The organism is Hufsiella arboris (assembly GCF_009834875.1).
In the GTDB taxonomy this organism is placed as follows: domain Bacteria; phylum Bacteroidota; class Bacteroidia; order Sphingobacteriales; family Sphingobacteriaceae; genus Hufsiella_A; species Hufsiella_A arboris.
Window position 1 is genome coordinate 70777 of sequence record NZ_WVHT01000011.1, and the last position, 18206, is coordinate 88982.

The 18206-nt window shown below is 40.4% G+C and carries 18 protein-coding genes; 16 read left to right on the forward strand and 2 right to left on the reverse strand.

Translation table 11 applies throughout. The annotated features are described in order from the left end of the window. Positions 1–65 precede the first annotated feature (65 nt). From GS399_RS18300 to GS399_RS18310, 3 genes are read left to right on the forward strand one after another with little or no spacing between them, the layout of a single operon-like run. Positions 66–386 carry a helix-turn-helix domain-containing protein gene (locus GS399_RS18300; protein WP_160846108.1) on the forward strand — a complete coding sequence of 107 codons (321 nt, stop codon included), beginning with the start codon at positions 66–68 and terminating at the stop codon, positions 384–386. After that, entirely contained in the window at positions 383–1297 is a 915-nt protein-coding gene (locus tag GS399_RS18305; RefSeq protein WP_160846109.1) for a hypothetical protein, read from the forward strand. The genes GS399_RS18300 and GS399_RS18305 overlap by 4 nt, the downstream gene beginning before the upstream one ends. Beyond that, positions 1297–2805 (forward strand): Eco57I restriction-modification methylase domain-containing protein, encoded by a 1509-nt coding sequence (locus GS399_RS18310; protein ID WP_160846110.1) that lies wholly within the window; start codon positions 1297–1299, stop codon positions 2803–2805. The genes GS399_RS18305 and GS399_RS18310 overlap by 1 nt, the downstream gene beginning before the upstream one ends. A 497-nt stretch (positions 2806–3302) precedes the next feature. Here GS399_RS18310 and GS399_RS18315 read toward each other — a convergent pair whose 3' ends face one another. Further along, the gene (locus GS399_RS18315) at positions 3303–4766 is read right to left on the reverse strand and encodes a glycine--tRNA ligase (RefSeq protein WP_160846111.1); all 1464 of its coding nucleotides are present in this window, start codon (positions 4764–4766) and stop codon (positions 3303–3305) included. 470 nt (positions 4767–5236) lie between these two features. On the opposite strand from GS399_RS18315, the gene GS399_RS18320 reads away from it, so the two are divergent. From GS399_RS18320 to GS399_RS18355, 8 genes are all read left to right on the forward strand, one after another. Beyond that, a complete protein-coding gene (locus GS399_RS18320; RefSeq protein ID WP_160846112.1) occupies positions 5237–5959 on the forward strand; it encodes an ATP-binding cassette domain-containing protein in 723 nt (240 codons plus the stop codon). A 78-nt stretch (positions 5960–6037) separates the two neighbouring features. Beyond that, the gene (locus GS399_RS18325) at positions 6038–6565 is read left to right on the forward strand and encodes a hypothetical protein (protein WP_160846113.1); all 528 of its coding nucleotides are present in this window, start codon (positions 6038–6040) and stop codon (positions 6563–6565) included. Between the two features lie 263 nt (positions 6566–6828). Then, positions 6829–7557: a gliding motility-associated ABC transporter permease subunit GldF gene (gene gldF, locus GS399_RS18330; RefSeq protein ID WP_160846114.1), complete on the forward strand. Its 729-nt coding sequence runs from the start codon at positions 6829–6831 to the stop codon at positions 7555–7557. Beyond that, positions 7551–9236, forward strand: coding sequence for a gliding motility-associated ABC transporter substrate-binding protein GldG (gldG, locus tag GS399_RS18335; RefSeq protein WP_160846115.1), 1686 nt, complete (start codon positions 7551–7553; stop codon positions 9234–9236). The genes gldF and gldG overlap by 7 nt, the downstream gene beginning before the upstream one ends. Before the next feature lie 100 nt (positions 9237–9336). Continuing rightward, complete coding sequence (gene dnaN / locus GS399_RS18340; RefSeq protein ID WP_160846116.1) at positions 9337–10461, forward strand: DNA polymerase III subunit beta; 1125 nt, start codon at positions 9337–9339, stop codon at positions 10459–10461. A 107-nt stretch (positions 10462–10568) separates the two neighbouring features. Continuing rightward, the gene (locus GS399_RS18345) at positions 10569–11270 is read left to right on the forward strand and encodes a DUF4397 domain-containing protein (RefSeq protein ID WP_160846117.1); all 702 of its coding nucleotides are present in this window, start codon (positions 10569–10571) and stop codon (positions 11268–11270) included. 98 nt (positions 11271–11368) lie between these two features. Continuing rightward, positions 11369–12130: a DUF4397 domain-containing protein gene (locus GS399_RS18350; protein WP_160846118.1), complete on the forward strand. Its 762-nt coding sequence runs from the start codon at positions 11369–11371 to the stop codon at positions 12128–12130. A gap of 10 nt (positions 12131–12140) precedes the next feature. Beyond that, the gene (locus GS399_RS18355) at positions 12141–12785 is read left to right on the forward strand and encodes a DedA family protein (protein ID WP_160846119.1); all 645 of its coding nucleotides are present in this window, start codon (positions 12141–12143) and stop codon (positions 12783–12785) included. On the opposite strand, the gene GS399_RS18360 is transcribed toward GS399_RS18355, so the two are convergent. After that, positions 12782–13738: a zinc dependent phospholipase C family protein gene (locus GS399_RS18360; protein WP_202409511.1), complete on the reverse strand. Its 957-nt coding sequence runs from the start codon at positions 13736–13738 to the stop codon at positions 12782–12784. The genes GS399_RS18355 and GS399_RS18360 overlap by 4 nt on opposite strands. Positions 13739–13880: 142 nt before the next feature. Between GS399_RS18360 and rpsT the strand changes: the two genes are divergently transcribed. The 5 genes from rpsT to GS399_RS18385 all read left to right on the forward strand — a co-directional run bounded on the left by rpsT (position 13881) and on the right by GS399_RS18385 (position 18039). Further along, positions 13881–14135, forward strand: coding sequence for a 30S ribosomal protein S20 (rpsT, locus tag GS399_RS18365; RefSeq protein WP_160846120.1), 255 nt, complete (start codon positions 13881–13883; stop codon positions 14133–14135). 79 nt (positions 14136–14214) lie between these two features. Continuing rightward, a complete protein-coding gene (radC, locus tag GS399_RS18370) occupies positions 14215–14919 on the forward strand; it encodes a RadC family protein (RefSeq protein ID WP_160846121.1) in 705 nt (234 codons plus the stop codon). 74 nt (positions 14920–14993) lie between these two features. Continuing rightward, the gene (pheT, locus tag GS399_RS18375) at positions 14994–17390 is read left to right on the forward strand and encodes a phenylalanine--tRNA ligase subunit beta (RefSeq protein ID WP_160846122.1); all 2397 of its coding nucleotides are present in this window, start codon (positions 14994–14996) and stop codon (positions 17388–17390) included. Between the two features lie 22 nt (positions 17391–17412). Continuing rightward, complete coding sequence (locus tag GS399_RS18380; RefSeq protein ID WP_160846123.1) at positions 17413–17724, forward strand: hypothetical protein; 312 nt, start codon at positions 17413–17415, stop codon at positions 17722–17724. Between the two features lie 21 nt (positions 17725–17745). Next, a complete protein-coding gene (locus GS399_RS18385) occupies positions 17746–18039 on the forward strand; it encodes a cell division protein ZapA (RefSeq protein WP_160846124.1) in 294 nt (97 codons plus the stop codon). The last annotated feature ends 167 nt before the right edge of the window (positions 18040–18206 follow it).

The following is an 18206-nucleotide window of genomic DNA, read 5'->3' on the forward strand; positions in this document are numbered from 1 at the left end:
CGCACTAAAAACTTTGGAAGAAAAAATCATTTTACTATTTTGGACAAATAATGCCAAAACAAAAAATGTCAACGGTAGAAAAAATATCATTTGGACAATACATTCGGGAGCTTAGAGAAAATGCTAACCTTCCACTTAGAAGAGTAGCTTCGGAGTTGGACATTGACACTTCTACACTAAGCAAAATTGAAAAGAACGAAAGAAACGCCAACGAACAAATCATCGACGGCATTTCAAAAATCTTCCACATCGAAAAATCGGAACTAAAACTTCGCTACCTAAGCGACAAAATCACCTATCAGTTATTGGATGAAGATAACGGACTAGAAATTTTAAAAGTAGCAGAAGAAAAAATAAAATATCAAAGACAACAAAACAAAAAATGAATATTGACAAGAATATAAAGAACAAGAAACAGGAACTTTTGGCTTATTTCAGAGATAGGGCAAGGGAGTTTTTGACCCAAATCAAAACCCGATTTGCAGACACGCAGTCTGATAAAAGGGCAAGAGCTATTAATGAAGCTTTGAACCAAACCAAGTATAATTTGATAACAACTTTGTTGCAACAAGCTGAAAAAGAAAAATGGACTAACCAAGAAAAGTTAGAAGCCATTTTGATGATTACTTACTGCAATATCGTCGTGATGATTGAAAGCCGTAATTCAGTAAGACCTTATGAGTATATGGATTTTTCGAGAAGAGTTGGAGAACTTTGGGATCCGTTTTGCAAGTTGTGTTTTTATTATCCTGTTAATGATATTGCACTTTTTGTACCACCGCTTTTTTCTGAGGTTAAAAAGAAAATGACGGATGAAATTACCAGCTACATTGATAAACTAACTATTCCTGACGAAGAAAAACAAGAACTGAAAAGATATTATGACAAAGTTTGGAATTTGGTAAGCTCGGGAGAAATTCAATTGGAACTGGATTTACATTTCGTACATAACGACCAAAAATATGTTGTTGATTTTAAAAGCGGTTTTGGTTCAAACGAAAAAGGAAATACAAACCGACTGTTGCTAGTAGCCACCATTTACCAAAATCTTGACGACAACTATAAATGCCTGCTTTTTGTAAGAGCAGAAGAAAATAACAGCTATTTTAATACGCTGAAAAATTCAGGGATTTGGGAGGCATATTGTGGCAATGTAGCCTATCAGAAAGTGCAAGAGTATTCAGGTTACAATCTGAAACAATGGACAGAAACGAACATTGATTGGGCAACAGATTTTAATGAAGAAACAACACAGCACTTAGGTGACAACAGACTTTTACAATATCTACTTTGGTAATGATAAGCGAAGCAAGAAAATATCAGGCATTTTACACTAAATCTACACCTATCGTTGATTATATGGTTAGTAAACTTTCATTGCAGGCAAGGGATAAAATCTTTGAACCTTGCGGTGGCGATGGTGTATTTGTTGAAACAATTTTAAGCGAAAACGAATATGCCCACATTGATATTTGCGAGTTAAATACAAGGTCTGTAGAAATTCTTAGTGAGAAGTTTTCTGATTGTTTAAATGTAACTATTCGTGAATGTGATACGTTGTTAGATACCGAATTAAAATTCAATTCTTGCTTTGGCGGCATTTATGACAAAATCATAGCCAATCCACCGTACGGAGCATGGCAAGACTATGACAAGCGGGTTGTGCTAAAAAAGATGTACCCCGAATTGTATGCCAAAGAAAGCTACGGCTTGTTTTTATACCGCTGTATTGAGCTACTAAAAGAAGACGGAATTTTATCTTTTATCATTCCCGATACTTTTCTCAATCTGCATATGCACAAGGCGTTGAGAAACCACATTTTGAATAAAACACAAATCGTAGAATTAGCATTATTCCCTTCCTCGTTTTTCCCAGGAGTGAAATTTGGATATGCAAATCTGTCCATCATTACTTTGAGAAAGAAAAGTGATTATAAAGAATGCTTAAAAAACACCTTCGTTGTTATTAACGGCTTTGATAATGTAGAACAATTGAACAACATCGACGATGAAAATTTAAAAAAGTATTCGTTCAAACAAGAAGATGTCTTTAAAAATCCCGAACACGCTTTTTTGATTGCAGAAAATAGTAAGATACTAAAACTCATCAGCCAGTCAAAATTAAAAGTTGGTGATATTTCCGATTGTGTTACGGGGTTTTATTCGGGAGATGACAAGCGTTTTTTACAAGTGATTAGTAATGAATTAAAAAATGGGAAAAACTACGCGTTGGCAAATATTGAAAGCATCAATACAGATTATAAGTACAATTCTGAAATACTGAGCGGAATTGACGGACAGCAACATTTCCTACCAATTGTAAAAGGTGGAAATACCAAATACTTAAAGCCAGAAAGTTGGTTTATGAATTGGAGTAAAGAAGCCGTTCAATATTACAAAACCGATAAAAAAGCACGATTTCAAAATCCGAGATACTACTTTAAATTTGGTATTGGCGTACCGATGATAAGTTCATCAAGCATCACGGCATCATTAATTGAAAACAAATTATTCGACCAAAGTATTGTAGGCATTTTTCCGAAAGATGAAGGCTTGACCTATTATTTATTGGCTTTTTTCAATTCGCCAACTTGTAATAAATTGATAAGAACCATTAATCCATCAGCCAATAACCCTGCAAACTATATAAAGAAAATTCCGTTTATCATTCCTGAAAATTCCGTTTTGGAATTGGTAACCAAGAAAACAAAAAATATAGTTGATGAAGTAAGAACGACAGGAAGTTATAACGAACAAATAGAACTTGAACTGTTTCAGTTAATTGCAGGAACGTATGGAATATAAGCCAAAACAAACAAGCATACACGTTTGCAAGCCGTGCAAAGCCGGCACATAGACCAAGGCTTGCAAAGTCTGTGCTTTTTCCAGTGCGCAACCAACAACCATAAAAAAAGGCGCATCGACTCATCAATGCGCCTTTTGTTTTTATAAAGGAAATTATTTCGCCAGCAAATTTTTCCAGCTCACTAATTCCCCGATAATTTTATCCAGCTGATCGATCGCTACACGTTCCTGCAACATACTATCACGGTGCCGAATAGTTACCGTATTCACCTGCGGTTGGTGTTCTCACCATACCGCGACTTTTAGAGATATGAATATATAGAAATGGTACGGTGACAACACCGACCATAGGGAAACGACATTACACCAGCTGCCAGTCTAGTCATCGCGGGGACGTAAGGATTCAACCTCCGGTTGGTGTTATCACCATACCGGGGACGTCTTCATAAAAAAGGCGCATCGACTCATCAATGCGCCTTTCCTTTTTATAAAGGAAATTATTTCGCCAGCAAATTCTTCCAGCTTACTAATTCCCCGATAATTTTATCCAGCTGATCGATCGCTACACGTTCCTGCAGCATACTATCACGGTGGCGAATAGTTACCGTATTATCCTCCAGCGACTGGTGGTCGACCGTTATGCAGAACGGCGTTCCGATAGCGTCCTGGCGGCGGTAGCGTTTCCCGATCGAATCTTTTTCTTCGTAAATGATATTGTGATCTAGTTTCAGGCGGTTCATAATTTCACGAGCCTTTTCCGGCAAGCCATCTTTCTTGGTCAAAGGCAGGATGGCTGCTTTGACCGGCGCCAGGCATGGGTGAAGTTTTAAAACCACGCGGCTGTCTTTTTTGTCGCCTTCGCTTAAGTCCTGCTCTTCGTAAGCATTGATCATCGTTAACAAGAACATCCTGTCGAGGCCGATAGAAGTTTCGATTACATAAGGAATATAATTTTGATTGATCTCCGAATCGAAATACTGCAGTTTTTTCCCTGAAAGTTCCTGGTGCTGGCTCAGGTCGAAATCTGTGCGGCTGTGAATCCCCTCTACTTCTTTAAACCCAAAAGGAAACTCAAATTCAATATCAACGGCGGCATTTGCATAGTGAGCCAGTTTTGTGTGATCGTGGTAACGATATTTCTCTGCTGGTGTTCCTACGGCAAGGTGCCATTTCAAGCGCGCCTCTTTCCAGTAAGCATACCATTTCATTTCTTCGCCGGGACGAACAAAGAATTGCATCTCCATCTGTTCAAATTCGCGCATACGCATAATGAACTGGCGCGCGATAACCTCGTTACGAAAAGCCTTTCCGATTTGTGCAATACCAAAAGGGATTTTCATGCGGCCTGTTTTCTGAACGTTCAGGAAGTTTACAAAAATTCCCTGCGCTGTTTCCGGGCGGAGATAAATCTGGTCCGCATCATCGGCGATAGCGCCCATTTGCGTGCTGAACATCAGGTTGAACTGGCGGACATCGGTCCAGTTACGGGTTCCCGAAACCGGGCAAACAATTTCATGCTCGATGATGAGATCACGTAAAGCAACCAAATTATCTGCTTTTAAAGCATCGTCCAGGTTTGTTTGTAAAGCGTCAGCCTTTTCCTTTTTGCCGTCTTTTTCATAACGGGCAATTTTATCTTCTAAAAGCTGATCGGCACGGTACCTTTTTTTGGAATCTTTATTATCGATCATCGGATCGCTGAAGCCGTCCACGTGGCCGCTTGCTTTCCAGGTTTTGGGGTGCATAAAAATCGCGGCATCGATGCCCACGATGTTTTCGTGCAGCTGCACCATGCTTTTCCACCAATATGTTTTGATATTGTTTTTTAATTCCGAACCATTCTGGCCGTAATCATAAACGGCGCTCAGGCCATCGTAAATTTCGCTTGAAGGAAATACAAAACCGTATTCCTTAGCATGCGATATAACGTTTTTAAAAAGTTCGTCGGTACTTTTACTCATAACAGGGGCAAAGATAATATTGGATTTTAGAATTAGGTGGTGTAGCGTTTATTTTCAGAGATGGATTGAGGTTAAAAGAGTTGCGTGAGTAGGGATTGTGTAGAATGTCCTCTCATGTCTTTATCTGGATAACTAAGGTATTTATTTTAGTGTATGAAAGATTATATGAATAATGTTAATTTGAAAAGCAAGTTCCTGATTTATCGAGTCCGATAGTCCCGTGTTCTGCTAAAGTTTTGCCTCAAACGTATGGAAAATTGAATGTTCCATCATGGCAAAACTACCGCTGACACCCGGGTTTATTGAACGCGGGACAGATTTTCATGGCCACAGCGCCGTTGCTGCAGATAATTTTTGTGTGATATCAGCTCATTTTAAACCGAACCCGATGCAAGGTTAATTTGGGAACAATCAATGAAATCAATTTCTCAATCCCTCTCAAATCCTAATCCCAAACGTATATTTGCCTTATGAGCATTCAGGTTGAAAACCTCACCAAAGCATACGGCCAGCAAAAAGCTGTCGATTCAATTTCTTTCAGCGCAAATAACGGGCGTATCATGGGCTTCCTTGGTCCGAACGGTGCAGGAAAATCAACCACGATGAAAATCCTTTCGTGCTTCATACCGCAAACATCCGGCAAGGCATTGGTAAACGGATTTGACGTTTTAACAAATCCTGTTGAAGCAAAAAGGCAGGTAGGCTATCTCCCGGAGCATAATCCATTGTACATAGAGATGTATGTAAAGGAATACCTGAATTTTATCGCTGAACTTCACCAAACGCCAAATAAAGTGCAACGGATTAAGGAAGTGATTGATTTAGTAGGGCTGGGAGTCGAACAAAACAAAAAAATAGCCCAACTTTCAAAAGGATACCGGCAGCGGGTAGGTATCGCTCAGGCAATTTTAAACGATCCACCGGTATTAATTATGGATGAACCTACGTCGGGACTGGACCCAAATCAGCTGGTTGATATAAGGCAGCTGATCCGTGATCTGGGAAAAGATAAAACGATTGTTTTTTCAACACATATTATGCAGGAGGTAGAAGCCGTTTGCGATGATGTGGTGATTATCAATAAGGGAACGCTTGTTGAAAATGACTCACTGCAGAATATTTTCAGTCGGCACAAATCCAAAAGCCTTGAAGAAATTTTTATCCGCTTAACATCCCAAAATGTTGTTGTTTAAGCAATAAAATACCTAAACAACCAGTTTTGTATGTTGTTAATGATTTACCTATTTTTAATGAATCCGTAGCGCGAATTAATGAAAAGATTCCTCATTTCCCTTGTTTTTAGTTTAAGCTTAGTTAGTGTATTTGCGCAATCAACCCCCAGGCCTTACCTTCCAAAGCCGCGGTTTAGTCTCGGGCCTGAATTCGGATTTCCCACCGATCATGAGTTCGCCGATTTATTCCGTTTTGGATTTGGCGGTTCCGGAGCGCTGGAAATACCGGTTACACGTAAATTTTACCTGGAAGGGGTGGCCGGGTTCATTACTTATTATTTAAAGTCAAGCTCGTATGACGAGTCTGATATCAATAAAAGTTACATCCCGTTAAAAGCCGGCGGTAAATATTACATTAAAAATTACTTATATGCCGAAGGAACCTTTGGAGTCAGCATTGGTACGCAAAAAAATGCAGGCGTGGCCTTAGTATACAGCCCAGGAGCTGGTGTCTCAATTCCGGTTACAAAGGACGGCTATCTGGACATTGGAGGCCGTTTCGAAGTTTGGGATCGTGACGGGGGCAATCTCAATCAATTTGCCATCAAAGCCGCTTATAAGTTTTAATGGCTGTTTATCCGGGTGTCAACTATTGCCATAAAATATTCCCGGGAAGATAACTGCCGCCCTGCCCATGTTCCGGGTTGCTTCTACATAAGGTTTATAGAAGCTGACAATTTCCGCGACAGTAACCGAAATAGCAATTTAAAAGACATGAGCTGAAAATAGCTAGCGATAACGCCAGGATAATTTGCAATAGCTTCCGGAATTCTCTCCGGAAGCTTTTTTGTTAAGGGGATATTGATTTACTTTGAGATTTAATTAGCAAAATGCTATCCATCTTTCGCAAAGAAGTCTCATCATATTTCAATTCACTTGTAGCCTACATAACAGTAGGTATATTTTTAGCCGTTACCGGCCTGTTCTTATGGATTTTTCCGGACACGAGTATCTTCGAATATGGTTTTTCCAGTCTTGAGACGTTGTTTTCCATAGTGCCCTATCTTTTTATGTTTCTCATCCCGGCAATAACTATGCGGTCTTTAGCCGAGGAAAAAAAGGAGGGGACTTTCGAAACACTTGCAACAAGCCCGGTAACAGATTGGCAGATCGTTGCAGGCAAATACCTGGGAAGCGTTGTTATCGTTTTACTAGCACTTATTCCAACGTTCATTTACTATTACACGGTTTATGAGCTTGGCGCCGTGAAAGGGAATGTCGACACTGGCGCCGTCATTGGTTCCTATATCGGTTTGTTTTTAATTGGCAGCTCTTTTTCGGCCATTGGTATTTTTGCTTCCTCGATCACTAAAAACCAGATAATCGCTTTTGCATTGTCTGTGTTCCTATGCTTTATCGCATTCGCGGGATTTGGAGCAGTCAGTAAAATACTCTCTTTTCAAAGTATCGAAGGCACACTTGCCGGATTGGGCATCGAAGAACATTATGAGGCAATTAGCCGTGGTGTGCTCGACACGCGCGACCTATTTTACTTTTTAAGCTTTATCGCATTTTTTTTAGTTTGTACCAAAACGGTTTTAGGAGGCAGAACGTGGTAAACAAACGTAAACGAGACCTTTCTGTTCTTTTTGGAATTCTGATCGCTATAATAGTCATCAATTTTATTTCTTCGTTTTATTTTACCCGTTTTGATTTTACAGCTGATAAGCGATACACGCTTTCCAATCTTAGCCATAAAATCGCGTCAGATTTAAATGGCGATCTTCAAATAACTGTTTATCTGGACGGCGATCTTCCTGCGGGCTTTCGGAGATTGAAAAATGAAACAAATGATTTGCTCCTGGATTTAGCCTCGTATTCTCACGGAAAGATCCACGTTGACTTTGTTAATCCAGCTAAAGGAGATGAAAAACAGCAGCAGGAAAATTTTGAAAAACTAGCGGCCGCTGGTATCGAACCTACCAATCTTAGTGTAAAAACGGAAGAAGGGCTGACGCAAAAAATTATTTTTCCCGAAGCATTGATTACTTATCATGACCAGCAAATTCCGGTTAGATTATTACAGAACCGTATGTCTGCCAGTCCGGATGAAGTATTGAACAATTCAATACAAAACCTGGAATACGCATTTGTCAGTGCTATTGAAAAAGTCGTCAAGAATGGAAAGCCTTTAATTGGGTTTGTGGATGGCCACCGCGAGCTGAATAATTTACAGCTTAGCGATGCTATGACTTCGTTGCAGGATGGTTTCGACGTTGGAAGAGTTGACCTTAAGGCGATATCTCTCGATGGCTTGAGAAAGCTTAAATTGCTTGTTATAGCTAAGCCTGACTCATCTTTTTCTGAAGCCGATAAGTTTAAAATAGATTATTTCGTGATGAACGGCGGCCGGATTTTGTGGGCTATCGATAATGTAAATGCTGAACTTGATAGCCTGCAGGGGCATGGAGGCCAGCAACTGGCCTTTCCTAAAAAGTTGAACCTGGATGACATATTATTTAACTACGGTATAAGAATTAACTACAACCTGATTGCAGATATGAACTGTGCCCAAATTCCCTTGAAGGTGGGAAATGTCGGTGGGCAGTCGCAAATGCAAATGGTTCCATGGTTGTTTTACCCGATCTTCATTCCTACGTCCCAACACCCGATAGTGAAAAATCTCGACGGCATACGCAGCGAGTTTGCATCTACGATTGATACTATTGGCGTAAAAGGAATTAAAAAGCAAGTGATCCTGGCATCTTCGCCTTACAGCCGGGCAATGATTGCTCCCGGAATGATATCACTCGATATGGTTAATAAGCAACCCGATCCAAGGCAATTTAAAAATGTTCCTTTGCCGGTTGCTGTTTTGTCGGAAGGGGTATTCCCATCGGATTTTAAAAATCGTCAGCAACCTGAAGGCATGAGTGAGCAGGTTCAGATCCCTGAAAAAAGCATTCCTACGAAAATGGTTTTCATTTCAGATGGTGATGTTTTGAAGAGCCAGGTTAGTTCAAAAGATCGCTCACCATTTCCATTGGGTTACGATCGTTATACACAACAGCAGTATGGAAACAGGAGCCTGTTGCTAAATATTGTCGATTACTTAACAGACGATTCGGGCATTATCGAACTTCGAAATAAGGAAGTTAAGCTTCGTTTGCTTGATAAGGCACGCGTTCGTGATGAAAAGCTGCGATGGCAGCTGATAAATCTGCTTGTGCCATTGTCTTTGCTGGTAGTTGCGGGGCTTATCCAGGCATATCTGAGAAAAAGAAAATATGCGGCCTGAAATGCCCGATTTGTTAATTTCTATGCATAAAAGTGTGGATAGTTTGTTGTTTGCTTATTAAAAAAGCTTTCCTATAATTGTCAATATATTTTCTGTATCCATGAGATTTATAGTTTCCACATCAACTTTATTAAAACAATTGCAGGCGGTTAACGGAGCTTCGAGCAGCAGCACGGTGTTACCTATTCTTGAGAACTTCCTTTTTGAGATAAAAGATGGCAATTTGACGATATCTGCTACCGATTTACAAACCAGTATGACGACTTCGCTGGCTGTTGAATCGAAGGAGGATGGAAAAGTAGCAATCCCTGCGAAAATTTTAATGGAAACGTTAAAAACCCTGCCAGATCAGCCAATTGCCTTTACGATAGACGATAATACTTTTGCCGTCGAAATCAGCGCGGGAGATGGAAAATACAAATTGAGCGGCGAAAACGGTGATGACTTTCCTAAAATTCCGGTCGTCGAAAATGCATCATCGGTAAATCTTCCTGCGTCAGTATTGTCAGAGGCAATAAACAAAACGCTTTTTGCGGTAAGTAACGACGAGCTTCGGCCGGCAATGACCGGGGTTTACTGCCAACTATCACCACAGTCTTTAACATTTGTATCGACTGATGCTCATAAACTGGTTAGATATCGCCGTATGGATGCAAAAGCTGAATCTTCAACCTCATTCATTTTACCAAAGAAAGCGTTGAATCTATTAAAGTCTTCATTGCCTTCGGAAGATGTTAATGTGGCGGTCGAATATAATAACACAAGTGCTTTTTTCAGGTTTGGGAACATTAACCTGATTTGCCGTTTGATTGACGAACGCTATCCTGATTACGAAGCAGTTATACCACAAAACAATCCGAATACATTAACACTTGACCGCGCTTTATTTTTGAATTCGCTGCGTCGTGTTGTGATTTTTGCCAACAAAACCACCCACCAGGTAAGATTAAAAATTACCGGAAGCGAGTTGAACATATCTTCAGAAGATATTGATTTCTCTAACGAAGCACACGAAAGGCTGAGCTGCCAGTACGAAGGCGAAGACATGGAGATTGGGTTCAATGCCAAATTCCTGATAGAAATGCTGGGCAATCTTTCGGGCGAAGAAGTGAAATTAGAAATGAGTACACCTAATCGTGCAGGCTTGCTGATCCCACAAACGAATGATGAAAGCGAAAACGTCCTGATGCTTGTTATGCCTGTAATGCTGAACAACTATGCCTGATAATCTGAACAGGTGCTGAAAATAGAAGCGCTTGTCTTTCAATGATATAATTTGCTGGCCCGGGTTTTGCCCGGGCCTTGGCATTTAAAACAAATTTTATTATATCAATGAAAACAAACAACGCAATCAAAAAAACGAAATTCTTTCTAGCAGCTGCTGCATTGTTAGGCGCAGTAACATTTTTCTCATCATGTGACAAGAGCGATGACAACGGTTATGAGAATGGCTCAGTCACAGTAATGGCTGTTAACGCCCGCGAAGCTTCACTGCCGCAAAACTTTTACCTCGACCAGTCAAAAATGAATGGTGATGCTCTTGCTTATACTCAAAACACCGCTTACATCACATCAAACTCAGGTAACCGTACAGCAAGCTTCCGAGTAGCTGCAACCGGCACTGTTAACACATCCGATGTAGTACAGCTCCAAGACGGGAAGCATTACACATTTTTCTATACAGGTGATCTGAGCAACAACAATCTTTCCGTAGCATTAGAGGACGATTTATCTGCGCCAGCTTCCGGTAAAGCGAAAGTGCGTTTTGTTCACCTGAGCCCTGCAGCTTCCGCCAGCGTTGATATCGCTGTTCAAAACGGATCAAAATTAGCAACCAACCTTGCTTACAAAGGGGCGACTGCTTTTTCTGAAATCGACGGTGGAACATACAATCTTCAACTTAGTGCTGCCGGATCCGTAACATCGGCTTTAAGCATTCCAAACGTTACTATTGAAGCCGGTAAAATTTATACCGTATATATTTCAGGAAGTACGGCTGCAACTATCAGCTCACATGTGATCGTAAATAATTAATAATTAGTGTGAAATAAAGTGAAGTCCGGTATTGAGCCGGACTTTTTTGTTAAGCCCGGTTTATGATTTGGCCGAAAAACTCTATACTTGCCTAAATTATGCGCATTGCCAGGTTAGTCTTAATTAGTGCTTTTTTATACTCGCTTGTTTTAATCGTTCAATCCTGTAAGAAGGATGATTCGGTGAAAGTTTTTGGTTATGGTAATTTTGGATTTATAAACGCCTCTCCCCTTGATCAATCAATTGACTTGTATACAAAAAATGTTGACGACGAAAACGCACAATCCATTAAATATAATAGCGATTCGACCTTCAGTTTTGTTAGTCCTAAATTTTCTTACGCGCAGATTACGCAGGGCAACTATTTGTTCGATGTAAAGCCTGCGGGGAAAAGCAATACATTGAAAATAGACACGCTGGGCTTCAATGAAGGCGGGTATTATTCAGCTTTCATGCTGACTAAGAAGGATACCGCTAACCGGGATTCTAACTTTATCGTATCATTCAAAGATGATCTCATAAGCTCTACGGCTCCTCAACGGGCTAAAATTCGTTTTCTCAATTTCTCACCGGACGCACCGGCATTAGATCTGGCAATTGCAGATACTACTCTCGCGCCGATAGCAAGTAATCGTATCTTCCCATCAAGAGATGGTGGCTTTATTGAAATTGATGCATCATCATCGCTCATTCTTCAGATCAGGCAAAACGGAACCAGCGACGTCAGGTATGAGCTGCCTGCATTTAATGCAAGAGCGGGCTATCTGTATACCATTTATGCAAAAGGTTATTGGAACAGGGATTCGACAGGAACCAAAGCTTTCAGTGCAGTTAGAATACAAAATAAGGATAATCAGTAAATACAGTAAGTTGGAATTTTTGCATTCGATCATTGACTTTATCATTCACATTGATCATCATCTCGTACAAATCGTCAGCCAGTATCAAACCTGGACATACCTGATCATCTTTTTAATAATTTTCGCCGAAACCGGCCTTGTTGTTACACCATTTCTGCCGGGTGATTCGCTACTTTTTGCTATGGCGGCACTGATTGCCAAAGGAACAACTGGTTTGGATATCTTTCTAATGGCAGCTTTATTATGTGTCGCTGCAATTGCCGGAAATACGGTTAACTATTACATTGGCAGATATCTTGGCGTTAAAGTGTTCAAGCCTGAAAACAAAGTTTTGAAACTGGATTATTATCTAGAAACTCAAAAATTCTTTAATAAACATGGCGGAAAAGCGGTGATTTTCAGCAGGTTTTTGCCAATAATTCGCACCATTGCACCATTTGTTGCCGGCGTTGGCCGTATGCCTTTGAAGCAATACACCGTTTACAATGTTATTGGCGGGGTTAGCTGGGTTATCAGTTTCCTGATCCTGGGTTACCTGTTCGGAAATCTGCCTGTAGTGAAAGAAAATTTTACAATTGTCGTTTTTGCAATCATACTCCTTTCAGTAGTTCCAACGCTTTACGGAGCCTTTAAGTCCAGGAAAAAAGCCGCTTAGTTTTCCTCCCGGACACGACCCGGATTCTGTTGGTGTACAATTATTGTATCCGGTTCATTAATGTTAGTCAGATTGCTGATATCCGGTTGTCCGGCATCAACCCAAGCCGAGTACCAAAAACTTCCGATTTCATGAATAGATGCACGCATCTGTTTTTCTACCATGCCCTTTAATGCGGTATGATAAGCAGCGGAATACTCTTCAGAATATTGCCTTTCTATTTTTCCGCTCCGTTCAACAAATGAAAACTTTCGGTCGGCCGGAAAACGGCTATTAAGGCTCGCTTCTATTTGGAGTACAGAATCTTTATAAGAATTTGTGTGACGGAGAATATTCCACGTCTCTTTCAACGGGTTTTCAATATAATCGGTTTTGCCAACCAGGAAATCATAATCTCCGCAGAACAGTTCTGGAAGCCGGCTTTCCCAAAAAGCGTGTATGCCGGTTTGATGGGTTAATTGGCCATTATAATTCTCAGTAGTGTGAAGAGGAACATGGATATCGGCAAGGTAGTGCCCGATATCCGACGATAGTTTAAGGATTCGGCCTCCGTTCCTTGCTTCGAAAGCTTTCACCAGGCTATAATAAGTCTGTTGAATTTGCCATGGCGCTAAACCATACGCCTTAAGTGTATCAGCCGAATATTTTTTGACAGCGTCATTCCATTTTTCGGGAATCGAATCGAAAGGCGCGATGCCATAATGGTCAGCATCCAGGTAATGCCTCGGTGCTTCTAATGAATCAGTGTAACGGCGTCTGTCCGGGTCAACGGCATGTTCCGAAATATACGACAGATTGTTTTTATAAAACCAGATCATTCCTTTAGGCAACGTAAATACGGCCAGCGTATTGATCTTCTTATGGGCGTAAAAACCCCAGGAGGCGGTAATGAAAAGCAAACTTATCAGCAGGATTAGTTTGGTAAAGAAATTCTTTTTTACTTTTGTAAACATCGGTATGTAATTGGTTTAGGATTAACCGGTTAATTGCATCTAAAAAATAAAATTTAGCTTGTATAATTAAAAATATCCTTCTATATTTGCATCCCGATTGAAATAATCGATTATTGTATAAAAAGGAAGAAAAAGCTAAGAAATGGCAAATCATAAATCAGCGATCAAAAGAATCAGAGCAAATGCAGCTAAGCGTTTGCGTAACCGTTACCAGGCTAAAACAACCCGTAACGCAATTAAAAAATTACGCAGTACAACAAGCAAAGCAGATGCATCTCCGCTTTTATCTAAAGTGATTTCAATGCTTGATCGCCTGGCAAAAAAGAACGTTATTCATAAAAATAAAGCTTCTAACAACAAATCTAAATTAACTAAATTTGTTAATAGCTTAAGCTAATATTAAAGAAATTTCTTAAAAAGGGGATGCTGTATAAGTATCCCCTTTTTTGTTTTGTTTTGATTTCATAAATTAGTTTATGGATCAATACGAAAACCGAATTTCTATTAAAGCCTGGGCCGAAGAGGATCGTCCAAGAGAAAAGCTTTTAACGCTTGGAAGGAGGGCGGTTTCAGACGCTGAATTGCTTGCTATTTTGATTGGTTCAGGTAACAGGAATGAAACCGCCGTTGAATTGAGTAAGCGAATTCTTCACTCCTTTGAAAACGATCTCGGCCGGTTAGGTAAGCTTTCAGTTAGCGACCTTTCACGTTTTAACGGAATAGGCGACGCCAAAGCAATAACGATTATTGCAGCGCTTGAACTTGGCCGCCGCCGTAAAGAAACCGAGCAAAAGCACGTCGGAAAAATTACCCGCAGTGCTGATCTTCACCAGTTAATGAGCCGGTACTTTGAAGATCTGAATCATGAAGAGTTTTGGATTGTTCTTACAAACCGGTCTCATCGGATAATCGGAAAATATTTAATCAGTAAAGGCGGGCAGGCCGGCACCATCGCCGATCCAAAGATTATTTTTCAAACAGCACTTGAAAATCACGCCGCGTCGGTTTTTCTTTCCCATAATCATCCTTCGGGAAATTTAACACCCAGCCAACAGGATATAGCACTTACCAGAAAATTGATCGCAGCCGGTCGGCTGTTTGATATAGAAGTGCCGGATCATCTGATTTTCACCAATCATGGCTATTACAGCTTTGCTGACGAGGGAATAATGTCTGACTAAGTCCCACTTTCACAACTGCGCTGCAGGCAGAATCCGAAATTAAATTATCTTTGTGCCTCCATTCCCGAAAGTACATGAAGATATCATATAACTGGCTGAAACAATTTGTAAATACCGATAAATCGCCTGAAGAAATTTCAAAAATTTTAACAGCTATCGGATTGGAAGTTGAAAGCCTGGAAAAAGTACAAACGATCCCAGGCGGTCTTGAAGGACTTGTAATCGGATATGTTAAAGAGCGATTCCAGCACCCCAACGCCGACAGGCTTAGCGTTACAAAAGTCGATGTAGGTGCGGGCGAAGATTTGCAGATCGTGTGTGGAGCACCTAATGTGGCAGCCGGGCAAAAAGTCGTAGTGGCTACTGTTGGCACCACTGTCTATCCCCTGAGCGGCGAACCGTTCAAAATCAACAAATCAAAGATCAGAGGTGAAGTTTCGGAAGGGATGATTTGCGCTGAAGATGAAATTGGCCTTGGAACATCGCATGCCGGCATTATGGTTTTGGACGAAAGCGCCACAATCGGTAGTTCAGCAAAATTATTTTTTAACGTAGAGGACGATTTTTTATATGAAATAGGACTCACCCCGAATCGCGCCGATGCAGCATCGCATCTGGGTGTCGCCAGGGATCTCGCCGCATATCTGAAAATTGGGTTTACACTACCGGATACAGGTTCATTTGTTACCGACAATCATGATTTAACGATTCCCGTAGTAGTCGAAAATGAGCTGGCCTGTCCGCGATATTCATCAGTGAGTATAAGCGGTGTACAGGTAAAAGAGTCGCCGGACTGGTTAAAGGACAAATTAAATGTAATTGGTTTAAGGCCGATCAACAATATCGTTGACATAACAAATTATGTATTGCATGGCTTGGGTCAGCCGCTTCACGCTTTCGATGCCGATGCGATAAGCGGTGGTAAAGTTGTCGTGCGCAATTGCCCGGAAGGAACAGTTTTCAAAACACTCGATGGAGTTGATCGTAAGCTTTCATCAGAAGATCTAATGATCTGCGACGCCGTTAAGCCTTTGTGTATTGCAGGTGTTTTCGGCGGTGCGGAATCGGGTGTGAAAGATTCTACAACAAATATCTTTTTGGAAAGCGCCTGGTTTAATGCCGTTGCCGTTCGTAAAACTTCTAAGAGGCATGGCTTGAAAACAGACGCATCGTTCAGATTCGAGCGTGGCACCGATCCGGATATGACTATAACGGCATTGAAATACGCTGCTTCATTGATTAAGGAACTTGCCGGCGGAACAATATCCTCCGAGATAAACGATTTTTATCCTGTTCCTGCGAAACCGTTTTCTGTAAGTATTAGCTACAAAAATGTCAACAGGTTGATCGGGCAACTTATTGAGCCTGCTGAGATCAAATCAATTTTAACATCTTTAAATATTGATGTTGCCGCCGAAAGTGAAGAAGGGTTAGAGCTGAAAGTTCCTGCCTATAAAGTGGATGTTAGCCGTGAAGTTGACGTGATCGAAGAGATTTTGCGTATCTATGGTTACAACAATATCGGGATCCCGCAGCAAATCCGCGCTTCATTAAACTATGCAACGAAACCTGACAAGGAAGCAGTGTACGATCAGGTGGCGAACCTGCTTTCGGCAAACGGCTTCTACGAAATCCTTTCCAATTCTCTCAGCAAGGCGTCTTACTATGAGGAATCAGAAAATGCTGTTAAAATTCTGAATCCCCTAAGCAGCGACCTGGATACCATGCGTCAGACACTGCTATATTCTGGTTTGGAGGCTATCGCTTATAATCATAATCGTAAGAATTCTGATCTGAAATTATTCGAATTCGGAAAAACATATTTTACTGATGGTGACTGGTACAAGGAAAACCAGCGTTTTGCAATTTTTATAACAGGGAATAAGCAGTCAGAAAACTGGCATCAGAAGTCAAATTCGGTTAGCTTCTATTCAATCAAATCGGTTGTTGATGGAATTTTGGAAAGATTGAATTTAAAAAATTTCATTATTGACGATGTAACAGACGACTTTCAATTTGGCCTCGCTTATAAAAAAGGCGACAAGCCGCTTGTCAGATTTGGTAAAGTGTCAGCTAAGCTTCTGAAGAAATTTGATATAGATAAAGAAGTGTTTTTCGCTGATTTTGACTGGGACCTGATTCTGCGTTCAATTAAAAACAACGTGATCAGATACCAGGAGGTTTCAAAATACCCGGCGGTAAGGCGCGACTTGTCACTGCTTGTTGATCAACAAATAACGTTTAATCAGCTTCAAATCATTGCACGCCGCTCTGAAAAAAATATTTTGAAAGAAGTAAACGTTTTTGACGTGTACCAGGGAGAAAAACTTCAGGTCGGCAAAAAATCATATGCCTTGAGTTTTGTGCTGCAGGATGAAGAGAAAACGTTAACTGACAAACAGATCGAAGGCGTCATGCAAAAATTAATTGTTAATTTCGAGAAAGAGGCTGGAGCAGAAGTGCGTAAATAATCACTATAACTTTTAAAAAAGTATGTCGCAGTTGGCGGATCAGTTAAGCATTGTCGTAGATAAAACATCCAGGTTAATTGACCTTTGTTCCGCTTTACAGGAAGAAAATGATTTGCTTAATCTCGAAAACCAGTCGTTAAAAGTGGCGCTTGAAACAGGCAAAGCAAAATCTGTCGACCTCGAAGAAAAGTTAAAAGCGTTAAAATTAGCCCGCTCATTAGAAGGCATAAAAGCACCGGATTTAGTGGTTGATGAAAAAAATCTTGACATCAAGCAAAAAATTAACGAATTTGTGCGGGAAATAGATAAGTGTATTGTATTGCTGAAAAAGTAGTACAAGTGAAACAAAGCTCAAATGGGAGAAATCTCCATTAAAATAAATATTGCTGACAGAGTTTACCCCTTAAAGGTAAACATGGAAGAAGAGGAAGTGATCAGAAGGGCAGCTAAGCTAATAAACGATCGTATAAAAGATTATCAGGAAAATTATGCGGTCAGAGATAAACAGGATTTGCTATCAATGTGTGTGCTGCATTACGCTACGGCTACATTAAAGGCCGAAAAACGTGTAATAAATGAAGATACGGATGTTGCAGAAAAAGTTTACCAGTTAGATCAGTTGCTGTCAGACTTTTTCTCGAATAAGTAATACGTTCTTTTATATATCAGAGCGCCGAAAAGATTAACCGCAGGTAAATTTTTAGGTTTCACTATTTAAAGCTTAACGCTTCAATATCAGAAGAGTGATAAAAAAGATGCCACTCGACTATGGTTGACTGGAAGATCAAGAACTCTAAACCATCTGAAGAAGCTTTA

Coding starts and splice junctions, on each gene's coding strand:
- GS399_RS18300 (WP_160846108.1), top strand. CDS start 66: ATGTCAACGGTAGAAAAAATATCATTTGGACAATACATTCGGGAGCTT.
- GS399_RS18305 (WP_160846109.1), top strand. CDS start 383: ATGAATATTGACAAGAATATAAAGAACAAGAAACAGGAACTTTTGGCT.
- GS399_RS18310 (WP_160846110.1), top strand. CDS start 1,297: ATGATAAGCGAAGCAAGAAAATATCAGGCATTTTACACTAAATCTACA.
- GS399_RS18315 (WP_160846111.1), bottom strand. CDS start 4,766: ATGAGTAAAAGTACCGACGAACTTTTTAAAAACGTTATATCGCATGCT.
- GS399_RS18320 (WP_160846112.1), top strand. CDS start 5,237: ATGAGCATTCAGGTTGAAAACCTCACCAAAGCATACGGCCAGCAAAAA.
- GS399_RS18325 (WP_160846113.1), top strand. CDS start 6,038: ATGAAAAGATTCCTCATTTCCCTTGTTTTTAGTTTAAGCTTAGTTAGT.
- gldF (WP_160846114.1), top strand. CDS start 6,829: ATGCTATCCATCTTTCGCAAAGAAGTCTCATCATATTTCAATTCACTT.
- dnaN (WP_160846116.1), top strand. CDS start 9,337: ATGAGATTTATAGTTTCCACATCAACTTTATTAAAACAATTGCAGGCG.
- GS399_RS18345 (WP_160846117.1), top strand. CDS start 10,569: ATGAAAACAAACAACGCAATCAAAAAAACGAAATTCTTTCTAGCAGCT.
- GS399_RS18350 (WP_160846118.1), top strand. CDS start 11,369: ATGCGCATTGCCAGGTTAGTCTTAATTAGTGCTTTTTTATACTCGCTT.
- GS399_RS18360 (WP_202409511.1), bottom strand. CDS start 13,738: ATGTTTACAAAAGTAAAAAAGAATTTCTTTACCAAACTAATCCTGCTG.
- rpsT (WP_160846120.1), top strand. CDS start 13,881: ATGGCAAATCATAAATCAGCGATCAAAAGAATCAGAGCAAATGCAGCT.
- radC (WP_160846121.1), top strand. CDS start 14,215: ATGGATCAATACGAAAACCGAATTTCTATTAAAGCCTGGGCCGAAGAG.
- pheT (WP_160846122.1), top strand. CDS start 14,994: ATGAAGATATCATATAACTGGCTGAAACAATTTGTAAATACCGATAAA.
- GS399_RS18380 (WP_160846123.1), top strand. CDS start 17,413: ATGTCGCAGTTGGCGGATCAGTTAAGCATTGTCGTAGATAAAACATCC.
- GS399_RS18385 (WP_160846124.1), top strand. CDS start 17,746: ATGGGAGAAATCTCCATTAAAATAAATATTGCTGACAGAGTTTACCCC.